The organism is Acinetobacter sp. HR7, assembly GCF_000773685.1.
Taxonomy (GTDB): Bacteria; Pseudomonadota; Gammaproteobacteria; order Pseudomonadales; family Moraxellaceae; genus Acinetobacter; species Acinetobacter thermotolerans.
Genome location: NZ_JPQO01000015.1, coordinates 1 through 15,482, shown reverse-complemented (window position 1 = coordinate 15,482; position 15,482 = coordinate 1). Strand labels below are relative to the sequence as shown.

Annotated in this window: 18 protein-coding genes and 2 tRNA genes; 9 read left to right on the top strand and 11 right to left on the bottom strand. The window is 42.8% G+C overall.

Translation table 11 applies throughout. The annotated features are described in order from the left end of the window. Positions 1-258: 258 nt before the first annotated feature. Positions 259-334 (bottom strand) — tRNA-Asn (locus GW12_RS01215). 236 nt (positions 335-570) lie between these two features. Between GW12_RS01215 and GW12_RS01210 the strand changes: the two genes are divergently transcribed. Beyond that, positions 571-1,032, top strand: a complete 462-nt coding sequence (locus GW12_RS01210; protein WP_034582360.1) for a hypothetical protein — start codon at positions 571-573, stop codon at positions 1,030-1,032. A gap of 6 nt (positions 1,033-1,038) precedes the next feature. Here the strand turns inward: GW12_RS01210 and GW12_RS01205 are convergent, their stop codons facing one another. After that, positions 1,039-1,473 (bottom strand): PaaI family thioesterase, encoded by a 435-nt coding sequence (locus GW12_RS01205; protein WP_034582357.1) that lies wholly within the window; start codon positions 1,471-1,473, stop codon positions 1,039-1,041. A 147-nt stretch (positions 1,474-1,620) separates the two neighbouring features. Here GW12_RS01205 and GW12_RS01200 point away from each other — a divergent pair, with 147 nt between their 5' ends. Then, on the top strand, positions 1,621-2,031 hold the full coding sequence (locus GW12_RS01200; protein ID WP_034582354.1) for a GFA family protein: 411 nt from the start codon (positions 1,621-1,623) through the stop codon (positions 2,029-2,031). 118 nt (positions 2,032-2,149) lie between these two features. On the opposite strand, the gene GW12_RS01195 is transcribed toward GW12_RS01200, so the two are convergent. Then, complete coding sequence (locus GW12_RS01195; RefSeq protein ID WP_034582349.1) at positions 2,150-3,376, bottom strand: pyridoxal phosphate-dependent aminotransferase; 1,227 nt, start codon at positions 3,374-3,376, stop codon at positions 2,150-2,152. A 254-nt stretch (positions 3,377-3,630) separates the two neighbouring features. Then, the gene (gene map / locus GW12_RS01190; RefSeq protein ID WP_034582346.1) at positions 3,631-4,458 is read right to left on the bottom strand and encodes a type I methionyl aminopeptidase; all 828 of its coding nucleotides are present in this window, start codon (positions 4,456-4,458) and stop codon (positions 3,631-3,633) included. A gap of 208 nt (positions 4,459-4,666) precedes the next feature. Here map and rpsB point away from each other — a divergent pair, with 208 nt between their 5' ends. The 6 genes from rpsB (at position 4,667) to GW12_RS01160 (ending at position 9,064) form a co-directional block, all read left to right on the top strand. Further along, positions 4,667-5,413 (top strand): 30S ribosomal protein S2, encoded by a 747-nt coding sequence (rpsB, locus tag GW12_RS01185; protein WP_034582343.1) that lies wholly within the window; start codon positions 4,667-4,669, stop codon positions 5,411-5,413. A 142-nt stretch (positions 5,414-5,555) separates the two neighbouring features. Next, complete coding sequence (gene tsf / locus GW12_RS01180) at positions 5,556-6,431, top strand: translation elongation factor Ts (RefSeq protein WP_034582340.1); 876 nt, start codon at positions 5,556-5,558, stop codon at positions 6,429-6,431. A gap of 87 nt (positions 6,432-6,518) precedes the next feature. Continuing rightward, positions 6,519-7,019: a DUF3465 domain-containing protein gene (locus GW12_RS01175; RefSeq protein ID WP_034582337.1), complete on the top strand. Its 501-nt coding sequence runs from the start codon at positions 6,519-6,521 to the stop codon at positions 7,017-7,019. 99 nt (positions 7,020-7,118) lie between these two features. Next, positions 7,119-7,943: an AraC family transcriptional regulator gene (locus GW12_RS01170; RefSeq protein WP_034582336.1), complete on the top strand. Its 825-nt coding sequence runs from the start codon at positions 7,119-7,121 to the stop codon at positions 7,941-7,943. An 84-nt stretch (positions 7,944-8,027) separates the two neighbouring features. After that, complete coding sequence (locus GW12_RS01165; RefSeq protein WP_052127864.1) at positions 8,028-8,753, top strand: AzlC family ABC transporter permease; 726 nt, start codon at positions 8,028-8,030, stop codon at positions 8,751-8,753. Then, on the top strand, positions 8,750-9,064 hold the full coding sequence (locus GW12_RS01160; RefSeq protein ID WP_034582331.1) for an AzlD domain-containing protein: 315 nt from the start codon (positions 8,750-8,752) through the stop codon (positions 9,062-9,064). Before GW12_RS01165 ends, GW12_RS01160 begins: the two co-directional genes overlap by 4 nt. A 60-nt stretch (positions 9,065-9,124) precedes the next feature. Here GW12_RS01160 and GW12_RS01155 read toward each other — a convergent pair whose 3' ends face one another. The 7 genes from GW12_RS01155 to GW12_RS01125 all read right to left on the bottom strand — a co-directional run bounded on the left by GW12_RS01155 (position 9,125) and on the right by GW12_RS01125 (position 15,210). Beyond that, positions 9,125-9,571: a DUF962 domain-containing protein gene (locus tag GW12_RS01155; RefSeq protein ID WP_034582329.1), complete on the bottom strand. Its 447-nt coding sequence runs from the start codon at positions 9,569-9,571 to the stop codon at positions 9,125-9,127. A 231-nt stretch (positions 9,572-9,802) separates the two neighbouring features. After that, positions 9,803-10,417 carry a septal ring lytic transglycosylase RlpA family protein gene (locus tag GW12_RS01150; RefSeq protein ID WP_034582327.1) on the bottom strand — a complete coding sequence of 205 codons (615 nt, stop codon included), beginning with the start codon at positions 10,415-10,417 and terminating at the stop codon, positions 9,803-9,805. Between the two features lie 288 nt (positions 10,418-10,705). Continuing rightward, a complete protein-coding gene (gene mltB / locus GW12_RS01145; protein WP_034582324.1) occupies positions 10,706-11,707 on the bottom strand; it encodes a lytic murein transglycosylase B in 1,002 nt (333 codons plus the stop codon). A 311-nt stretch (positions 11,708-12,018) separates the two neighbouring features. Further along, positions 12,019-12,669 (bottom strand): hypothetical protein, encoded by a 651-nt coding sequence (locus tag GW12_RS01140; RefSeq protein WP_034582321.1) that lies wholly within the window; start codon positions 12,667-12,669, stop codon positions 12,019-12,021. A 20-nt stretch (positions 12,670-12,689) separates the two neighbouring features. Continuing rightward, entirely contained in the window at positions 12,690-13,505 is an 816-nt protein-coding gene (gene queF / locus GW12_RS01135; protein ID WP_034582319.1) for an NADPH-dependent 7-cyano-7-deazaguanine reductase QueF, read from the bottom strand. Then, positions 13,505-14,278: an ABC transporter permease gene (locus GW12_RS01130; protein ID WP_034582316.1), complete on the bottom strand. Its 774-nt coding sequence runs from the start codon at positions 14,276-14,278 to the stop codon at positions 13,505-13,507. The genes queF and GW12_RS01130 overlap by 1 nt, the downstream gene beginning before the upstream one ends. Continuing rightward, positions 14,275-15,210 (bottom strand): ABC transporter ATP-binding protein, encoded by a 936-nt coding sequence (locus GW12_RS01125; protein WP_034582313.1) that lies wholly within the window; start codon positions 15,208-15,210, stop codon positions 14,275-14,277. Before GW12_RS01125 ends, GW12_RS01130 begins: the two co-directional genes overlap by 4 nt. Positions 15,211-15,399: 189 nt before the next feature. Between GW12_RS01125 and GW12_RS01120 the strand changes: the two genes are divergently transcribed. Beyond that, positions 15,400-15,475: transfer RNA gene (locus GW12_RS01120), tRNA-Arg, on the top strand. Positions 15,476-15,482: the final 7 nt, after the last annotated feature.

Below are 15,482 nucleotides of genomic sequence, written 5' to 3'. Positions count from 1 at the left end.
TTAACTGACTGGCATTACTCCGTAATGGGGGATTTTTTATGCCTTAAATTTAATATAGAAAAATAGCCTAAGTTAATAGTTTAGAATCTTTGCTTCGCATAAAGACAGAACAGGGGAGTCAATTTAAAAAAGATATAGGTCTTTTAATAGAAAAATTGGTTGGTTAGTTTTTCTTGGAAGGTGACAAATAGGGTGATTTAAATTATGAAATTTAGCCAATAAAAAAGCCCGCTTTAATGCTGCGGGCTTTCTTGAATTTGGCTCTCCCACCTGGGCTCGAACCAGGGACCTGCGGATTAACAGTCCGTCGCTCTACCGACTGAGCTATGGGAGAATCTGAATGCGATTATAGAGAGATTTTGACGAGGGTCAAGCAAAAACTTGCAGATTTATACGAAATCGGGTGTGTCTGATTTTAATTTAAACAATCAGCTGAAAATCCTAAAAAATGCTTGTCAGCATTTATTTGAGTTGCTAGATTGAAAACAGAAAGTCGTTTGACCAGATGGTCAAACAGTGTGGATTTAAACCAACTTGCCAGCACAAAAATGGCTAAATCGGAGAAAGCGAATGAATACGCTCACTATCCCTCAAATTTTTACAAATCTTGATTTCTACCAAGAAAACTATCTGTTAATTATTTCCAATCCTGAACAATACCATACGCCTGTGGAAGGGACTTATATCAATGTTTGGCCTTTTGGTCGTCAGGACTTGTTCCTCGGTGATTTATTGCAGTTGTGGTTTAGTGAGAAATGGCTGATCAATGAAGAATGTCGTCTGCGAGCTGAGCATCCTGATGATGGTCGTAAATTCCCTTTGAAACGTGAAAATGATGTGTACTTATTTCAGCTAGCAGGTAGTGCGTTGTCCGGTTCTAACCGTTGCAAAGTCTGGTCAATCTCTGAAGGAAAAATGTTATCAGTTGAACTGGATAGTGCCCTGAAATACTACTGTTTCCATAAAGGTAGTCAGCGTGATCTTTGCTTGAATCAAAACCAGCTGATTAAGGCTTTAAAGAAAGCAGGTTAAGCAACTTTAAGGACGAAAGATCATGCAGGTCGCTGTGGCATAGGCGTAGAGCTTTCCATCTGCATCTATGAGATGACCTTCTGCAATGCCTAAGCTCTTGCTGATATTGATGGTCTTGCCAATGGCTTTCAGTTCTTTATACATCGGAACAGGACGGCACATCTTTACATTCAGGTCGATGGTAGTGTAACTGACACCTGCTTCTAGCATGGAAAATACGGCACAGCCAGTAACAGAATCTAGTGCAGTCGCAGCAAAACCGCCATGCACGCCACCCATGGGGTTGAGATGATGTTCATCCGCTTGAACTAAGAAGATGACCTGTCCAGCTTCGACTGAGTGCGCAGTCATGGGAATTGTAGTGGCCATCGTCGGCATTGGAATATTGCCGTCGCACATCTCTAGCATAATTTCCAGACCGGAAAGATTTTGGATATTCATGGGCTGTCCTTATTATTTTGATCTCTTAAATAGAACTTAATTTTGAGAGTGAATAAACAATCAGCAATCTAAACATATCGGATCGAAGTGGAATGAACTATAGATTTATGGTTAAAACAAAAAGAATAACCTTCGTAAGGAATAATCATGAAAGCAAGATGTTTATGCGGAGCAACACAATTTGAAGTAGAGCTTAAGAACCATGAAGTCGCTGCGTGCCATTGTTCCATGTGCCGTCGCCAGACTAGTGGACCTTTATTGTCGATTGATATCGAAAAGATGGATTTTACAGAGCAGCAGTATTTGAGTGTATATAGCTCTTCCGAGTGGGCAGAGCGCGGCTTTTGCAATGCCTGTGGCACTATGCTGTTCTGGCGAACCAAAGACCATTCATTTGCCAATATCAATGTATTTACTTTGGATGAGCTGCCGGAAGATCTGAATTTAAATCTCGAGATCTATATTGATAGTAAGCCAACATTTTATGCATTTAATAATCAGACCAAGAAAATGACTGAAGCAGAAGTGATTGAAATGTTTAATGCTGATAAAGAATGAACTTTAATTTTGAAAGTCCACAAGTAAGAAAAAAAGTATGCGAATCATTTAAAAACAAGCAAAAGAAAAACCCGCGAATACCGCGGGTTTTTCAATTAAAAACGTAGAAAGTCTTTAATTATTTAGCAGCTTCGATAGAAGCAATCGCAGCATCTACGCCTTCGATTGAATCAGCAGCTTTTTTGATACGTGCAAGCGCATCTACAAGTACTTCATCAGCAGTTGCATAAGAAATACGCATGTAACCACCTAGACCGAATGCATCACCAGGAACCACTGCAACACCAGTTTCTTCCAGTAACCAAGCAGCGAATTCTGTGCAAGAGTTCAGACCTTTCGCACGGATTAATGGTTTGATGTTTGCGTATGCATAGAATGCACCGTCAGCAGGCAGGCAAGTAATACCTTTGATGTCATTTAAACCATTCACAACTAAGTCGTGACGACGTTTGAACGCTTCAACCATAGGTTTCAGTACGTCTTGAGGACCATTCAATGCAGCTTCAGCAGCAACTTGTGAAATAGAAGTTGGGTTTGAAGTTGATTGAGACTGGATTTTTTTCATCGCACCGATCAGTTTAGCAGGGCCCGCTGCGTAGCCGATACGCCAGCCAGTCATTGCATAAGCTTTAGATACACCGTTCAGTACGATTACGCGGTCGTAAAGGTCTGGTGCAACAGTTGCGATGTTGTAGAACTCATCGTCCCAACGGATTGGTTCGTACATGTCGTCAGACGCAACCATTACGTTAGGGTATTTACGAAGTACTTCAGCTAAAGCTTCTAATTCAGCTTTAGTGTAGATCATGCCTGTAGGGTTAGAAGGGCTGTTCAGAACCACTAAACGAGTTTTGTCAGTGATTGCAGCTTCTAATTGAGCAGGAGTGATTTTGAAACGTTGTTCTTCACCACATTTCACGATCACTGGAGTACCTTCAGCGATGATCACCATGTCAGGGTAGCTTACCCAGTATGGTGCAGGGATGATCACTTCATCGCCTTTGTTTAACAAAGCAAGTGCCAAGTTAAAGAATGATTGTTTACCACCGCAAGAAACCAGGATTTGATTTGGCGCGTATTCAAGGTTGTTGTCGCGTTTTAATTTAGCAATGATTGCTTTTTTAAGACCTGGCGTACCGTCAACAGCTGTATATTTGGTGAAACCATTGTTAATCGCTGCAATTGCTGCATCTTTGATGTGTTGTGGGGTATCGAAATCCGGTTCACCTGCGCCTAAACCAATTACGTTTTTACCAGCAGCTTTCAGTTCAGCAGCCTTGTTGGTAACAGCAAGTGTAGGGGACGGTTTGATGCTATTGACACGATCAGAGAGACGTACGTCCACGGCAGTATTCCTTCTTATAGGGATTAAAAAATAAAAATCACAATATCTTAGCCCAAATTGGTGCACCTTGGGAAAAAGAATTGCGAAAATTTGACGGAAAAAGTGTTTTAATGCCCGAAAATCATCTTGAACTTCGATATTGAAGTTGAAGAACCCAAGAGATGCAGGCAACACCTATTCTTCGCACTATATGTGAAATATAAAATAAAAAAGGCTGCGTGTGGGCAGCCTTTTTTGTGCACTTCCTGTAAGTCTTATGACTGGAAGCGTGATAAATCTTCTTCTGGACGTGCAGTCAGGACTTCTACGCCATTTTTTGTTACCAAAAGAGTGTGTTCATATTGAGCAGATAATTTGTGATCTTTTGTCACTACAGTCCACTTATCGCCCAGCAGTTTGGTTTGCCAAACGCCGGCATTGACCATTGGCTCAATGGTAAAAGTCATGCCTTCTTCAAGGATCATGCCGGTATTTGGCTGGCCATAGTGCAGAACTTGTGGTTCATCATGGAAAGTAGTGCCAATACCGTGACCACAGTATTCACGAACCACACTAAAGCGTTCAGATTCAACATATTTTTGAATCACATGGCCGATGTCACCAATGGTTGCACCTGGTTTAACCGCTTCAATACCGCGGTACATGGCTTCTTGCGCTACTTTGCACAGACGGTTTGCCAGAATCGAAGTTTCACCACCCACGATATACATCATGTTGGTATCACCGTGGAAACCATCTTTGATCACGGTCACGTCGATGTTCAGAATGTCACCTTTTTTCAGGATCTTGTTTTCTGATGGAATACCGTGACATACCACGTGGTTCACAGAAGTACAGATGGTGTGCTGGAAAGCAGGGCGGCCAGGTGCTGCACCATAGCCCAAACATGCCGGAATTGCATTCTGTACATTTACAATGTAGTCATGACAAATCGTATCCAATTCAAGTGTAGAAACACCTGGTTTGATATGCGGTTTGATCATATCCAAAACTTCTGCCGCCAGTCGTCCAGCTACGCGCATCTTTTCGATATCTTCAGCGGATTTAATTAAACGACGGGGAGCTTGATAAGTAGTGTTCATGATCTCTAAAAACTTTTGGAAATTTGTGTGGGACTATGGTATAAATAGCCGCCCATTTTATCAAATGCTTTTTCGTGAATTCATTTACGGAAGTTGATGAATGGTGTATTAAAAATCCGCACATATATCGTCACATTACTCTGGGTGCCCGCAAGGGTGGAGAATGCGGATATATGGAGGCCTAACCCAAATCTTTAAGGTAAAGAAAATGGCAGATTACAACGTAAGCATGCGTGACCTTCTACAAGCTGGCGCGCACTTTGGTCACCAAACTCGTTTCTGGAACCCAAAAATGCGTCAATACATCTTTGGCGCTCGTAACAAAATTCACATCATCAACCTTGAGCACACTGTTCCTGCGTTAAATGATGCTTTGAACTTCGCTAACCAATTAGCAAGCAAAAAGAACAAAGTTTTGTTCGTTGGTACTAAACGTGCTGCTTCTAACATCATCCGTGAACAAGCTCAACGCGCAGGTCAACCATACGTTGATCACCGTTGGTTAGGTGGTATGTTGACTAACTGGAAAACTCTTCGTCAGTCAATCAACCGTCTGAAAGACCTTCAAACTCAATCTCAAGACGGCACTTTCGCTAAGCTGACTAAACGTGAAGCTTTAGAACGTACTCGTGAGATGGAAAAACTTGAACGTTCTCTTGGTGGCGTTAAAAACATGGGTGGTTTACCAGACGCACTGTTCGTTATCGACGTTGACCACGAAGCTATCGCGATCAAAGAAGCTAAAAACCTTGGTATTCCTGTAATCGGTGTGGTAGATACTAACTCTAACCCAGACAACGTTGATTACGTAATCCCAGGTAACGACGACGCAATCCGTGCAGTTACTCTTTATGCTTCTGCTATGGCTGATGCGATTATTGCTGGTAAAGAATACGCTCAATCACAAGCAAACGCACAAGCTAAAGCTGAAGAAGCTCCTGCTTCTGAGGCTTAATGCGCTAAGACGCAAGCTTGTCATTTTTGCATCATGTGATGGTGGCAAAGTAAGCGTCGTGTAAGCAGGCGGCCCATGAGAATCCTCTGGGCCGTTTCTGTTCTAAAAAGAATTCATTTTCTACCGAATTTAGGAGATTCACATGACTGCAGTTACAGCAAGCATGGTTAAAGAATTGCGCGAACGTACTGGTTTGGCAATGATGGAATGTAAAAAAGCGCTGACAGAAGCGAATGGTGACATCGAACTTGCGATTGACAACCTTCGTAAATCTGGTCAAGCAAAAGCTGCTAAAAAAGCAGGTAACATTGCAGCTGACGGCGCAATCACTATCGCTCAAGAAGGCAACAAAGCTATTCTTGTAGAAGTGAACTGTCAAACTGACTTCGTTGCTAAAGACGAAAACTTTGCAAACTTCTCTGCTAAAGTTGCTAAAGCTGCTCTTGCTGCTGGTGAAACTGACGCTGCAAAAATCGCTGAACTTAAACTTGAAGATGGCGCTACTGTTGAAGAAGCTCGTATCGCGCTGGTTCAAAAAATCGGTGAAAACATCCAAGTACGTCGTGCTGCAATCGTAGAAGGCGAAAACCTGGCTGTTTACAAACACGGTCTGAAAATTGGTGTTGTAGTTTCTTACTCAGGTGATGCTGAAACTGGTAAAGGTCTGGCAATGCACATCGCTGCGTTCAACCCAGTTGCAGTAACTGCTGAACAAGTTCCAGCTGAACTGATCGCGAAAGAAAAAGAAATCGCTGAAGCGAAAGCTCTTGAATCTGGCAAACCAGCAAACATCGTTGAGAAGATGGTTGTAGGTTCTGTTGAGAAATACCTGAACGAAGTTGTTCTTGAACGTCAACAATACGTAATCGACAACGACAAGAAAGTTGCTGAAGTCCTTAAAGCAACTGGTACTACCGTTGCTGGCTTCACTCGTTTCGAAGTGGGTGAAGGTATTGAGAAAAAAGCTGAACTTTCTTTCGCTGAAGAAGTTGCTGCTGCTCAAGCTGCTGCTAAATAATTGTTGCTTTAAGCAAAATTATCTGCAGAAAGAAGCCCCATTCGGGGCTTTTTTTATGGCTAAATAAAGACTAATCAAGGAGGAATTATGGCAAATAAAACCAATATGGGGATTGGGGCAGTTATTGCACTGTTAGTAGCTGCTTACTTGGGGCTGGATTTATCGGAATCCAAGCAGCAAAGCAATAACTTTGCACCTGCAGCAGAAGTCGTGGTTCAAGAGCAGGCTAAAGTTCAACAGCCTGCAACTGCTGATGATACCTACCGTATTGAACAGGCTTATCAGCAAAGACAAAGTGATCTTCAGGTTCAGGCGAGCGGTCAGGTTGTAGCTGTATTGAAAGATGATAATGAAGGTTCGCGTCATCAAAAGTTTATTTTGGAACTGTCTAATGGTCAGACGGTATTGGTCGCACATAATATCGATCTGGCACCACGAATCGGGAATATCCAAAAAGGCGATCAGGTCGAGTTTTATGGCGAATATGAATATAGCGACAAGGGTGGAGTGATTCACTGGACCCATCATGATCCAAGCCGTAAACATGTCGATGGTTGGTTAAAACATCAAGGCCGAATGTATCAGTAAAATCCCGATAAAAATAAAATCAAAACAGCAATTTTGTTCTATCGCTTGGCACAGGACATGCTAAGTTAGAAGAAAAATTGGCACACTATTCATCACAACATGCAGGAACGAGCACATTTTTTACATTTTAGGGAGCTGGGTGGTCTGGAGTTGCTGAAGGCCAGATATCATCACACCCAGTTTTCCAAGCATGTGCATGAAGGGTACTGCATTGCAGTGATTGAAGAAGGTGCACAAAGCTTTCTGCGCACTGGTCATCAGCATTTCGCACCGAAAGACTCGATTATCCTGGTCAATGCCGATGAGATCCATACCGGTTCTGCCGCCGTAGAAACTGGCTGGGGCTATCGTGCCATTTATCCTACCCCGGAAATGATTGCCGAGATTACTCAGGATATTTTTCCATATAAAAATGTAAGCCCCTGGTTTCCACAAGCGGTCGTTCAGGATCCAGGTTTGGCCCAGCAGCTGGTGTTACTGTTCAATATTCTGGAACAACCTGAAAATACGTTGCTTAAAGAAAGCCTATATATTTCCACGCTGACTCAGATAATTCGCTTGTATGCTCGTTCACGTCCTGAACCGGTATTGTTGCCCAAAGCTGAAAGTAAAATTCAGCTAGCCAAAGATTTGATGCTGGCCGAGCCTGAACATGATTTTTCTTTGAATGGACTGGCAGAACAGGTGGGCTTAAGTCCCTGGCATTTTCTGCGTGAGTTTAAGCGTACCGTTGGACTTCCTCCGCATAGCTGGCTGATACAGATCAGGCTGCATAAAGCACAACGTTTGCTAAAACAAGGTCATAGTATTGCCCTGACTGCACAATGTTGTGGTTTCTCTGATCAAAGCCATTTTAACCGGCATTTTAAACGCAGTCTGGGTGTCACTCCTTTGCAGTATCTGCAACATTTATCGCAGCGTTAAAGTCCATTTCTGATAAGCAATTTTATACAAGCCGGCAAGTCCACCTTCTGAATAAATAGCACTAAATGCTATGGGAAATATGACATGCTGGCACGCTTGAAAAAAACACGTACGATTTCTTTTTTACATCGAACAGATACCACCTTATTTTTACAAGGTGCTCGGGATATCATGCCACTGAATCTGGCGGTTTTACCATGGGGATTACTGGCTGGGTCTATGGCAGTGCAAGCCGGTTTAACGACTACGCAGGCGGTGGCGATGTCAGCGATTATCTTTGCAGGAGCTGCCCAGTTACTCAGCCTGAACATGCTGCAAGAGGGGCAGAGCTTTTTTGCCATTCTGTTTAGTGTCTTTATCTTGACTACACAACATTTGCTATACGGCCTGAACTTTCGGGCTCAAGAGCAGCAATTTTCTTTAGGAAAACGTTTGCTGGTTGGGTTTCTCTTAACTGATGAGCTGTTTGCTGTAGCTACGCAGCAACACAAACTACAATTTTCTTATCTCTTAGGAGCTGGGCTCTGCTTTTACCTAGCTTGGTGCAGTTTTAGTGTTGTAGGTGTTCTGCTAGCTTATCAGTTGCCCCAACTAGCAGACTGGCATTTAGATTTTTCTATTGCTGCACTGTTTATCTTGTTAATGATTCCTTTGATCCGAACCCGAGCGAGCTTGCTGGGTGTGGTGATCAGCTTCGGCTTGATGTTTCTGTGTTGTCTATTCGGCTATGCCCAATACCTCATCCTTGCAGCTTTGATTGGCATGCTGGCTTCAGCTTATCTGGATCAAGACACAGGAGTAGAGCAATGAGCTGGTTGTTACTTTTAGGGCTGGCGGGCGTGGTGTTTTTGAATCGCTATATTTTTCTGGAACCGCATCTCAATATTCAGTTGCCTATTTTCCTGCAAAAAATGCTACGTCATTCTGCACCGCATCTGATGCTAGTCATAGCTGCTCCAATTATTTTTCTGGAGCAGGGCCAATTACGAGAAAGTGTATTTGATCCTTATATTTTGGCGGTTGTAGTGTGTGTTTTGCTGGGCTGTTGGTGGCAAAAACTGTTGCTGAATTTTGTCCTGGTTCTGACCTGTTTTTATCTATTTCAGATCATCTTGCAGTGATTTTTATCTAAATTAAAGCACAGGGTAGGTGGTTGAAAAACCTACCCCTCGTAAAATGCTTCAAATTGGCTGTATTTGGCGTGATTTCCATTTTGGTAGTAGTTTGCCTAGATAAGCATCTACGCACCAAATAGGGCCAATGAGGAGGAATTGGACATCCTTAAAGAAAGAAGGCTTTTTACCTTCCACTTTGTGACCGTAGAACTGCCCAATCCAGGCAAAAACGAACAGAGCCGTATAAAAGCCTATGCCCACCGGTAAAATCCAGATCAGCCAGGCCATGACTAGGGTTAATGCTGCCATGGCTACAGCCAATACAATATCCAGACGGGTATAAAAGATCATTGCCAATACTAGCAGTAATGCAGTGAGCAGCGCGCTGAAATGCGCCAGAATGCCGATAATGGAAAAATAGATGGTTGGAACGCAGATCCAATGAATCAGTTTGTTGGTTTTGTTTTGGTGGCTGTCGCTATATTCGTCGAACCATTCCTTGATCGTTTTCATTGCTCCCTCCATGTCCGGCTATTTTCTCTGAATATAAATCAGAACAGGGCAGTGGTCAAAATACACTCGTCAGGAAAATAAGCTTTCCTGTAATGACCAGCGCACCAGCAGGGCAGAGAGAAGCAAGAGCAAGAGGGCAGCAGGGAGTTCAAATTTCAGCACAATACAACATCCAATAAAAAAGCCACATTATAATATGTGGCTTTATGTCAAATGTGTTACCCGTCAAACTTAAGAGTTTGGACCGTCTACACGCTCGATACTGACTTTTGCAGTACCCGAGTTGGTGATGCCTAAGCGTTTCGCAGCACCATAAGACAGATCCAGAACACGGTTACCATGGAATGGGCCACGATCATTCACTTTTACTACAACACTCTTACCATTGTTCTTGTTGGTCACACGGATGAAACAGTTCAATGGCAGGCTACGGTGAGCAGCAGTCATGGCATTCATATCGAAAGTTTCGCCGCTGGCAGTTTTACGGCCATGGAACTGACGACCATACCAAGATGCTGTACCAGTTTGTGTGAATTTACGAACGGTGTTGGAAGCAACAGTGTTCAGTTTTTCAATCACTGAAGGCTCATCTTCAGGGACTTCAATTTTTGCTGCAATCGTTTCACGACGAACTTTATCGCCAGAACGTTCAGTGATTGAAAGGCTGCTTAGGTTGGTAAAATTTGAATTGAAGCTTTGAGCTTCACGGTTTAATACACGGGTGGCTAAACGAGAACGATCATGGTCATGGTTTAACGACGACGACTGAACCAGTTCTGCCTGCGACTGGGTCAAGGTGACCGTCGTGGCAATCGCCAGCACATATTTCAGAAAAGAAGAATGCATCTAATCAACTCCTAACAGCTGGTTTACAAGGTTGCGTCAAAGCTACAAAAAACCTCATAAACAAGCCTGATATTTAACTTATGCAACTACATTTGACGAGAAGGATAATATTCATGCAGATAAGAACCTGTCTAGTCTTTAATTAAAATAGTCTTGAAAAGAACAGAAAATAAACAATAAATGGTTAAAAAATGATCTAAAATGTAACAAAGTATGTAAAAAGTCCAAAATATGAACTATTTCACCTAAATATTTGTTGACTTTTGTGAATGGGAGGAGAAAAGAGCCTTATCGGCTCACGATTTCTGTGCCTAAAAGCCACAATGCAGTCGCGTACATTCGGCTCTTATTGTAAGTGGTAATCACCTGAAAATTTGGGTAAGTAATGTAGTAAACCGGTCCATAATTTTCTTGTAGCTGGATCACATTGACCAAGTCCAGATCATCAATTTTCACAATAGGATTCATTGGACTAACCCCTTGAGCCTTGAGTACGCCATAAGGGGTAGGTTGGGTTAAATCCTTGGCAATGATCGCATCGGGATTGGGACCGGTATAACGCGCCGGGAAAGCGATGGGCTGATTACGTTGCCAGCCATGGTTGGCCAGATAGTTGGCGATCGAGCCAATGGCATCTACGGCAGAATTACGCAGGTCAATATGACCATTGCCATCGTAGTCGACACCGAACTTGGTAATGTTGCTAGGCATGAATTGTGGGTAGCCCACAGCACCGGCATAAGAACCAACTACAGAAGAGGCAGGAATGCCATCTTTATAGGACCAGGCAATCAGTGCAGCCAGTTCATCCTGAAAATATTCATTACGGCGGCTGCCATTAAAACCTAAAGTAGCCAGCGCATCGCGGGTGACAAAGGAGCCTTTGTTGCTGCCAAAACCGGTTTCCACACCCAGAATGCCAAGAATGATCGATTGGGGTACGCCAAACTGCTGCTCGGCACGATTCAGGGTATCAAAATACTGCTGTTTAAAGCGAACGCCACGCTGAATGGTGCTTTCTGCGAGGAAATTGGTTTTATAGCTGTACCATGGCTTGCTTTCGCCTGGACGGTTCATAATGTTGATGACATTGGGTAAATTCCGCGTTCCATTCATGGCCCAGTCGATCTGCTCGCTGCTCAGGCCATACTGCTGCATGGTTTTGTATTTAAAGGCAGAATAGGAAGGATGTAGCTGGAAATCATTGGCTTGGCTTACACTGCTCAAGCCTAGTGTCGCAAGTACCACAGAAATTTGTTTAAGTTTGTTATAAAAATTTGGTGTTAACATTTGACCCTGATTTCCAATTTCATCAATGTGAATGTATTGGCAATTTGACCTTTTGCAGTTCTAAGAATGCTCAGCAAAAATGACCATCATTCAAAATAAAATCTTGTAAATAGAACATAATTGTTCGGAATGTTTAAAGATAACATTGACTGGATTATGACATCCAATAGCTTTGACAAAAAAAGACAAATATTGCTTATTTTTAGTGCATTTTCCTGTGAAAACGAACTTTACTGTAACAAGCTATTTCATCAGTCATAAAAAAGCCTGACTGAAGTCAGGCTTTTTACAGCAACTTATATAAAGGTGGATTAAGGATAGAATAGGGTGTCGTGGTATTCGGCCATAACTTTCAGTTCATCCTTGCTCAGATTCAGGATGATTTTATCCGCAGCAATATTAACTGCCTTAATTACTGCAGATGCACCAAGATCCGCCGCCTTACGTTTGATCATGCCGAGGTCCAAGGTCTTGTTAAAATCCACCATGAAATGACGCACAGTAGCTTCAGCGAACTGCTTATATAAGTTGCTCAGGTTCTGCTTATCTATGTCATTGCCAGCTTGAATCTCTGCGTAGAGATGTTTCAGGTTAGTCACCAGACTGGCATCCAGAGATTCACCGATGCGGAACTTACCTTCAGGATCCTTAAACAGGCTGCGTTCTGAAAATGCAATTGATTCACGAACCACCTCATTAGGTGCTTTGCTTAACAATTGTTTAAGTAAAACAGCTACAGTAGATTTGATGTAACCTGCCAGTTTTTCAGCAGTTTCACGTTTGTCACTTGCTGGGAACTTGCGTACAAGTTCCGTCAAAATGGCATCAATAATTTCATCGTTAATCATTAATGCCGTTTTGTCACGAAGTGGATACAGTGGTTCACTGGAATTTTTATTTTTCTGTGCAGTCTGAATTGTATCAAGTAGTTCTGCTGAAGGAATAAATCCAAAAAGTGGCATCGTTAAACCTCAATGTTTTTTTATTGTCGCGCTAAACGAATAGGGCGAGGCATCCATGTAGTATCCGATACACGACAAGGGTTAATATCCAGTCCCCCGCGGCGTGTATAGGTCGCATATACCATCAGCTTTTCTGGTTGCAGATACTGCCAGAGATCCGCATAAATCTGCTCCACGCATTGTTCGTGGAAACCGTTGTGCTGACGGTAGGAAATAATATAAGCCAAAATGCTCTTATAACAAGGTTTCTTCCCTTGGTAGCGTATAAATACCGTACCCCAATCTGGTTGTCCAGTGACTGGACAGTTACTTCTTAATAGATGCGAATACAGCTGCACTTCAACTTGTTCATCGCTTTCCTTATCTAAGGCTAATAAAGTCGCGTCAGGATGGTTTTCAAGGCGTTTTGGAGTCAGGTTATCCAGACAGATGCCTTCCGGTTTGGAAATTTCCAGATCATCGATATGGAACAGATCCAGTTTAACGTCTACTTGAGCGGCATTAGACAGGTCTTTTTCTACCGTTGCAATAAAAGCTTCTTTTGAATCAAACTTGGCAAAGTTCAGGCTGTTGAAATACAGTTTGAGCGATTTGGATTCAATCAAGTTTGGAGAAGTGGCGGGTAGGGTCATGCGACCGATCGCAACCTGCGGCACACCAGCCGTATTTAACCAGGAAATTTCAAAGATATGCCACCAGTCTTTCCCTTGGCGAATACCTTCCACATGGGCATATTTTTCACGGGCAGTTGCGCGTGAAATTGGGAACAGAATGTCAGGTTGATATTCTGTTGGATAGTTGGTGTCTTTACCAAGAAGAGAATGTTCTACACTCATTATTCACGCATTCCTGAACCACGAGACAATAAATAGTAAGCAATACCGTATAGCACAACACACCAGAAGGTGATCACCATCAATGAAATGGAAACATTGACATCGCTATGCCCCAAAATGCCGAAACGGAATGCATTGACCATATACACGATCGGGTTAACTAAAGAGAGATTTTGCCAGAACGGACTTAAAATACTGATGGCATAGAATACACCACCTAAATAAGTCAGTGGAGTCAGCACAAAAGTTGGGATAATCGAAATGTCGTCAAAAGATTTGGCATAAACTGCATTGATAAAGCCGCCCAATGAAAACAGCAGGGAAGTCACCAGTACTGTATATATAGTCACAAACCAGTTGGTAATATATAAGTCAGTAAAGAACAGACTTAATGTCGTCACGATAATGGCGACCAGAATGCCACGAGCTACACCGCCTAAGACATAGCCCCATAGAATGGCATGCAGCGGTACCGGGCTCATAATCAGTTCTTCAATACTCTTCTGGAATTTTGAGCTAAAGAAACTAGAGGAGACATTAGCATAACTATTGGTGATCACTGCCATCATGATCAGACCAGGCACAATAAACTGCATATAGCTAAAGCCGCCCATTTCACCAATGCGGGAGCCAACCAGATTCCCGAAAATGACGAAATATAAAGTCATGGTAATGGCCGGTGGCAGCAGGGTTTGCGGCCAGATTCGCATAAAGCGGCGGATTTCTTTATAAACGATGGTATACAGGGCGACGCCAAGTTGATTCAGGTTCATTGCGCAGCTCCATCGAGATTTTTCTCAACCATTTTCACAAATAATTCTTCAAGACGATTGGACTTGTTACGCATACTGCGCACTTTAATATTCTGTGATTCCAGTAACTGGAACAGATCGTTCATGCTGTGAGCTTTATCTAAGGTGATTTCCAGCGTTAGTGGATCTACCAGATTGAATTTCACGCCGATAATGTCGAGGTGAATCGGTTCAATTGGTTCAATCAGGTCGAAGATAAACGATTCTTCATTGAGCTGATTGAGGAAATTCTTCATGGTGGTATCTTCTTTAATCACCCCACGGTCGATAATCGCAATCCGGCGACACAACATTTCTGCCTCTTCTAGATAGTGTGTGGTCAGAATGATGGATGTGCCTTTATTATTCATCTCATTCAGAAAGTCCCACATGGAACGGCGAAGTTCGATATCTACACCCGCCGTTGGCTCATCCAGAATCAGCAGTTTTGGTTCATGCATCATGGCACGGGCAATCATCAGGCGACGTTTCATCCCGCCAGACAGCATACGTGCTTGTGTAGAGCGTTTTTCCCACAAGCCTAGTTTATTTAAGTATTCTTCAGCACGTTCTTGAGCGATCTTCTTTGGAATACCGTAATAACCGGCTTGAGTGACCAGGATGTCAAACGTTTTTTCAAACTGTGCAAAGTTGAATTCTTGTGGTACGACTCCCAGGCACTGTTTGGCTTCGGATGGATGGGTATCCAGATTATGACCAAAGATCTCGACGGTACCTGAAGTTTTTTTAGTTAATGAACTGATAATGCCGATGGTGGTCGATTTACCTGCGCCATTTGGGCCGAGCAGGGCATAAAACTCACCCTCTGGTACATCCAGATTAATACCCTTTAATGCTTGAAAGCCATTTCGATAAGTCTTTGACAAATCCCTTAAGATCAATGCATCAGTCATGGAAATCTCAAATGGTGAAAAGTTGAGATATTGTGAGTGATCTGTATAAATAAGCCAAGTAATTGAGTGGGAATTATTTGCTAAAGCTGTAGCAAGATTGTTTAAAGCGTAGTCACTAAAATCACGTACTTATATATAGTTGTTTACCTTGTGCGATTTTTTGTTATGATGTGCGCACTCCTCAAAAATGCGCTCATAGCTCAACTGGATAGAGTACAGGTCTCCGAAGCCTGTGGCGTGGGTTCGAGTCCCGCTGAGCGCACCAAATTCTA

Bases quoted from the DNA above. Each gene is read 5' to 3' on its own strand.
- GW12_RS01210 (WP_034582360.1), top strand. From the start codon at position 571: ATGAATACGCTCACTATCCCTCAAATTTTTACAAATCTTGATTTCTAC.
- GW12_RS01205 (WP_034582357.1), bottom strand. From the start codon at position 1,473: ATGAATATCCAAAATCTTTCCGGTCTGGAAATTATGCTAGAGATGTGC.
- GW12_RS01200 (WP_034582354.1), top strand. From the start codon at position 1,621: ATGAAAGCAAGATGTTTATGCGGAGCAACACAATTTGAAGTAGAGCTT.
- map (WP_034582346.1), bottom strand. From the start codon at position 4,458: ATGAACACTACTTATCAAGCTCCCCGTCGTTTAATTAAATCCGCTGAA.
- rpsB (WP_034582343.1), top strand. From the start codon at position 4,667: ATGGCAGATTACAACGTAAGCATGCGTGACCTTCTACAAGCTGGCGCG.
- tsf (WP_034582340.1), top strand. From the start codon at position 5,556: ATGACTGCAGTTACAGCAAGCATGGTTAAAGAATTGCGCGAACGTACT.
- GW12_RS01175 (WP_034582337.1), top strand. From the start codon at position 6,519: ATGGCAAATAAAACCAATATGGGGATTGGGGCAGTTATTGCACTGTTA.
- GW12_RS01170 (WP_034582336.1), top strand. From the start codon at position 7,119: ATGCAGGAACGAGCACATTTTTTACATTTTAGGGAGCTGGGTGGTCTG.
- GW12_RS01165 (WP_052127864.1), top strand. From the start codon at position 8,028: ATGCTGGCACGCTTGAAAAAAACACGTACGATTTCTTTTTTACATCGA.
- GW12_RS01160 (WP_034582331.1), top strand. From the start codon at position 8,750: ATGAGCTGGTTGTTACTTTTAGGGCTGGCGGGCGTGGTGTTTTTGAAT.
- GW12_RS01155 (WP_034582329.1), bottom strand. From the start codon at position 9,571: ATGAAAACGATCAAGGAATGGTTCGACGAATATAGCGACAGCCACCAA.
- GW12_RS01150 (WP_034582327.1), bottom strand. From the start codon at position 10,417: ATGCATTCTTCTTTTCTGAAATATGTGCTGGCGATTGCCACGACGGTC.
- mltB (WP_034582324.1), bottom strand. From the start codon at position 11,707: ATGTTAACACCAAATTTTTATAACAAACTTAAACAAATTTCTGTGGTA.
- GW12_RS01140 (WP_034582321.1), bottom strand. From the start codon at position 12,669: ATGCCACTTTTTGGATTTATTCCTTCAGCAGAACTACTTGATACAATT.
- queF (WP_034582319.1), bottom strand. From the start codon at position 13,505: ATGAGTGTAGAACATTCTCTTCTTGGTAAAGACACCAACTATCCAACA.
- GW12_RS01130 (WP_034582316.1), bottom strand. From the start codon at position 14,278: ATGAACCTGAATCAACTTGGCGTCGCCCTGTATACCATCGTTTATAAA.
- GW12_RS01125 (WP_034582313.1), bottom strand. From the start codon at position 15,210: ATGACTGATGCATTGATCTTAAGGGATTTGTCAAAGACTTATCGAAAT.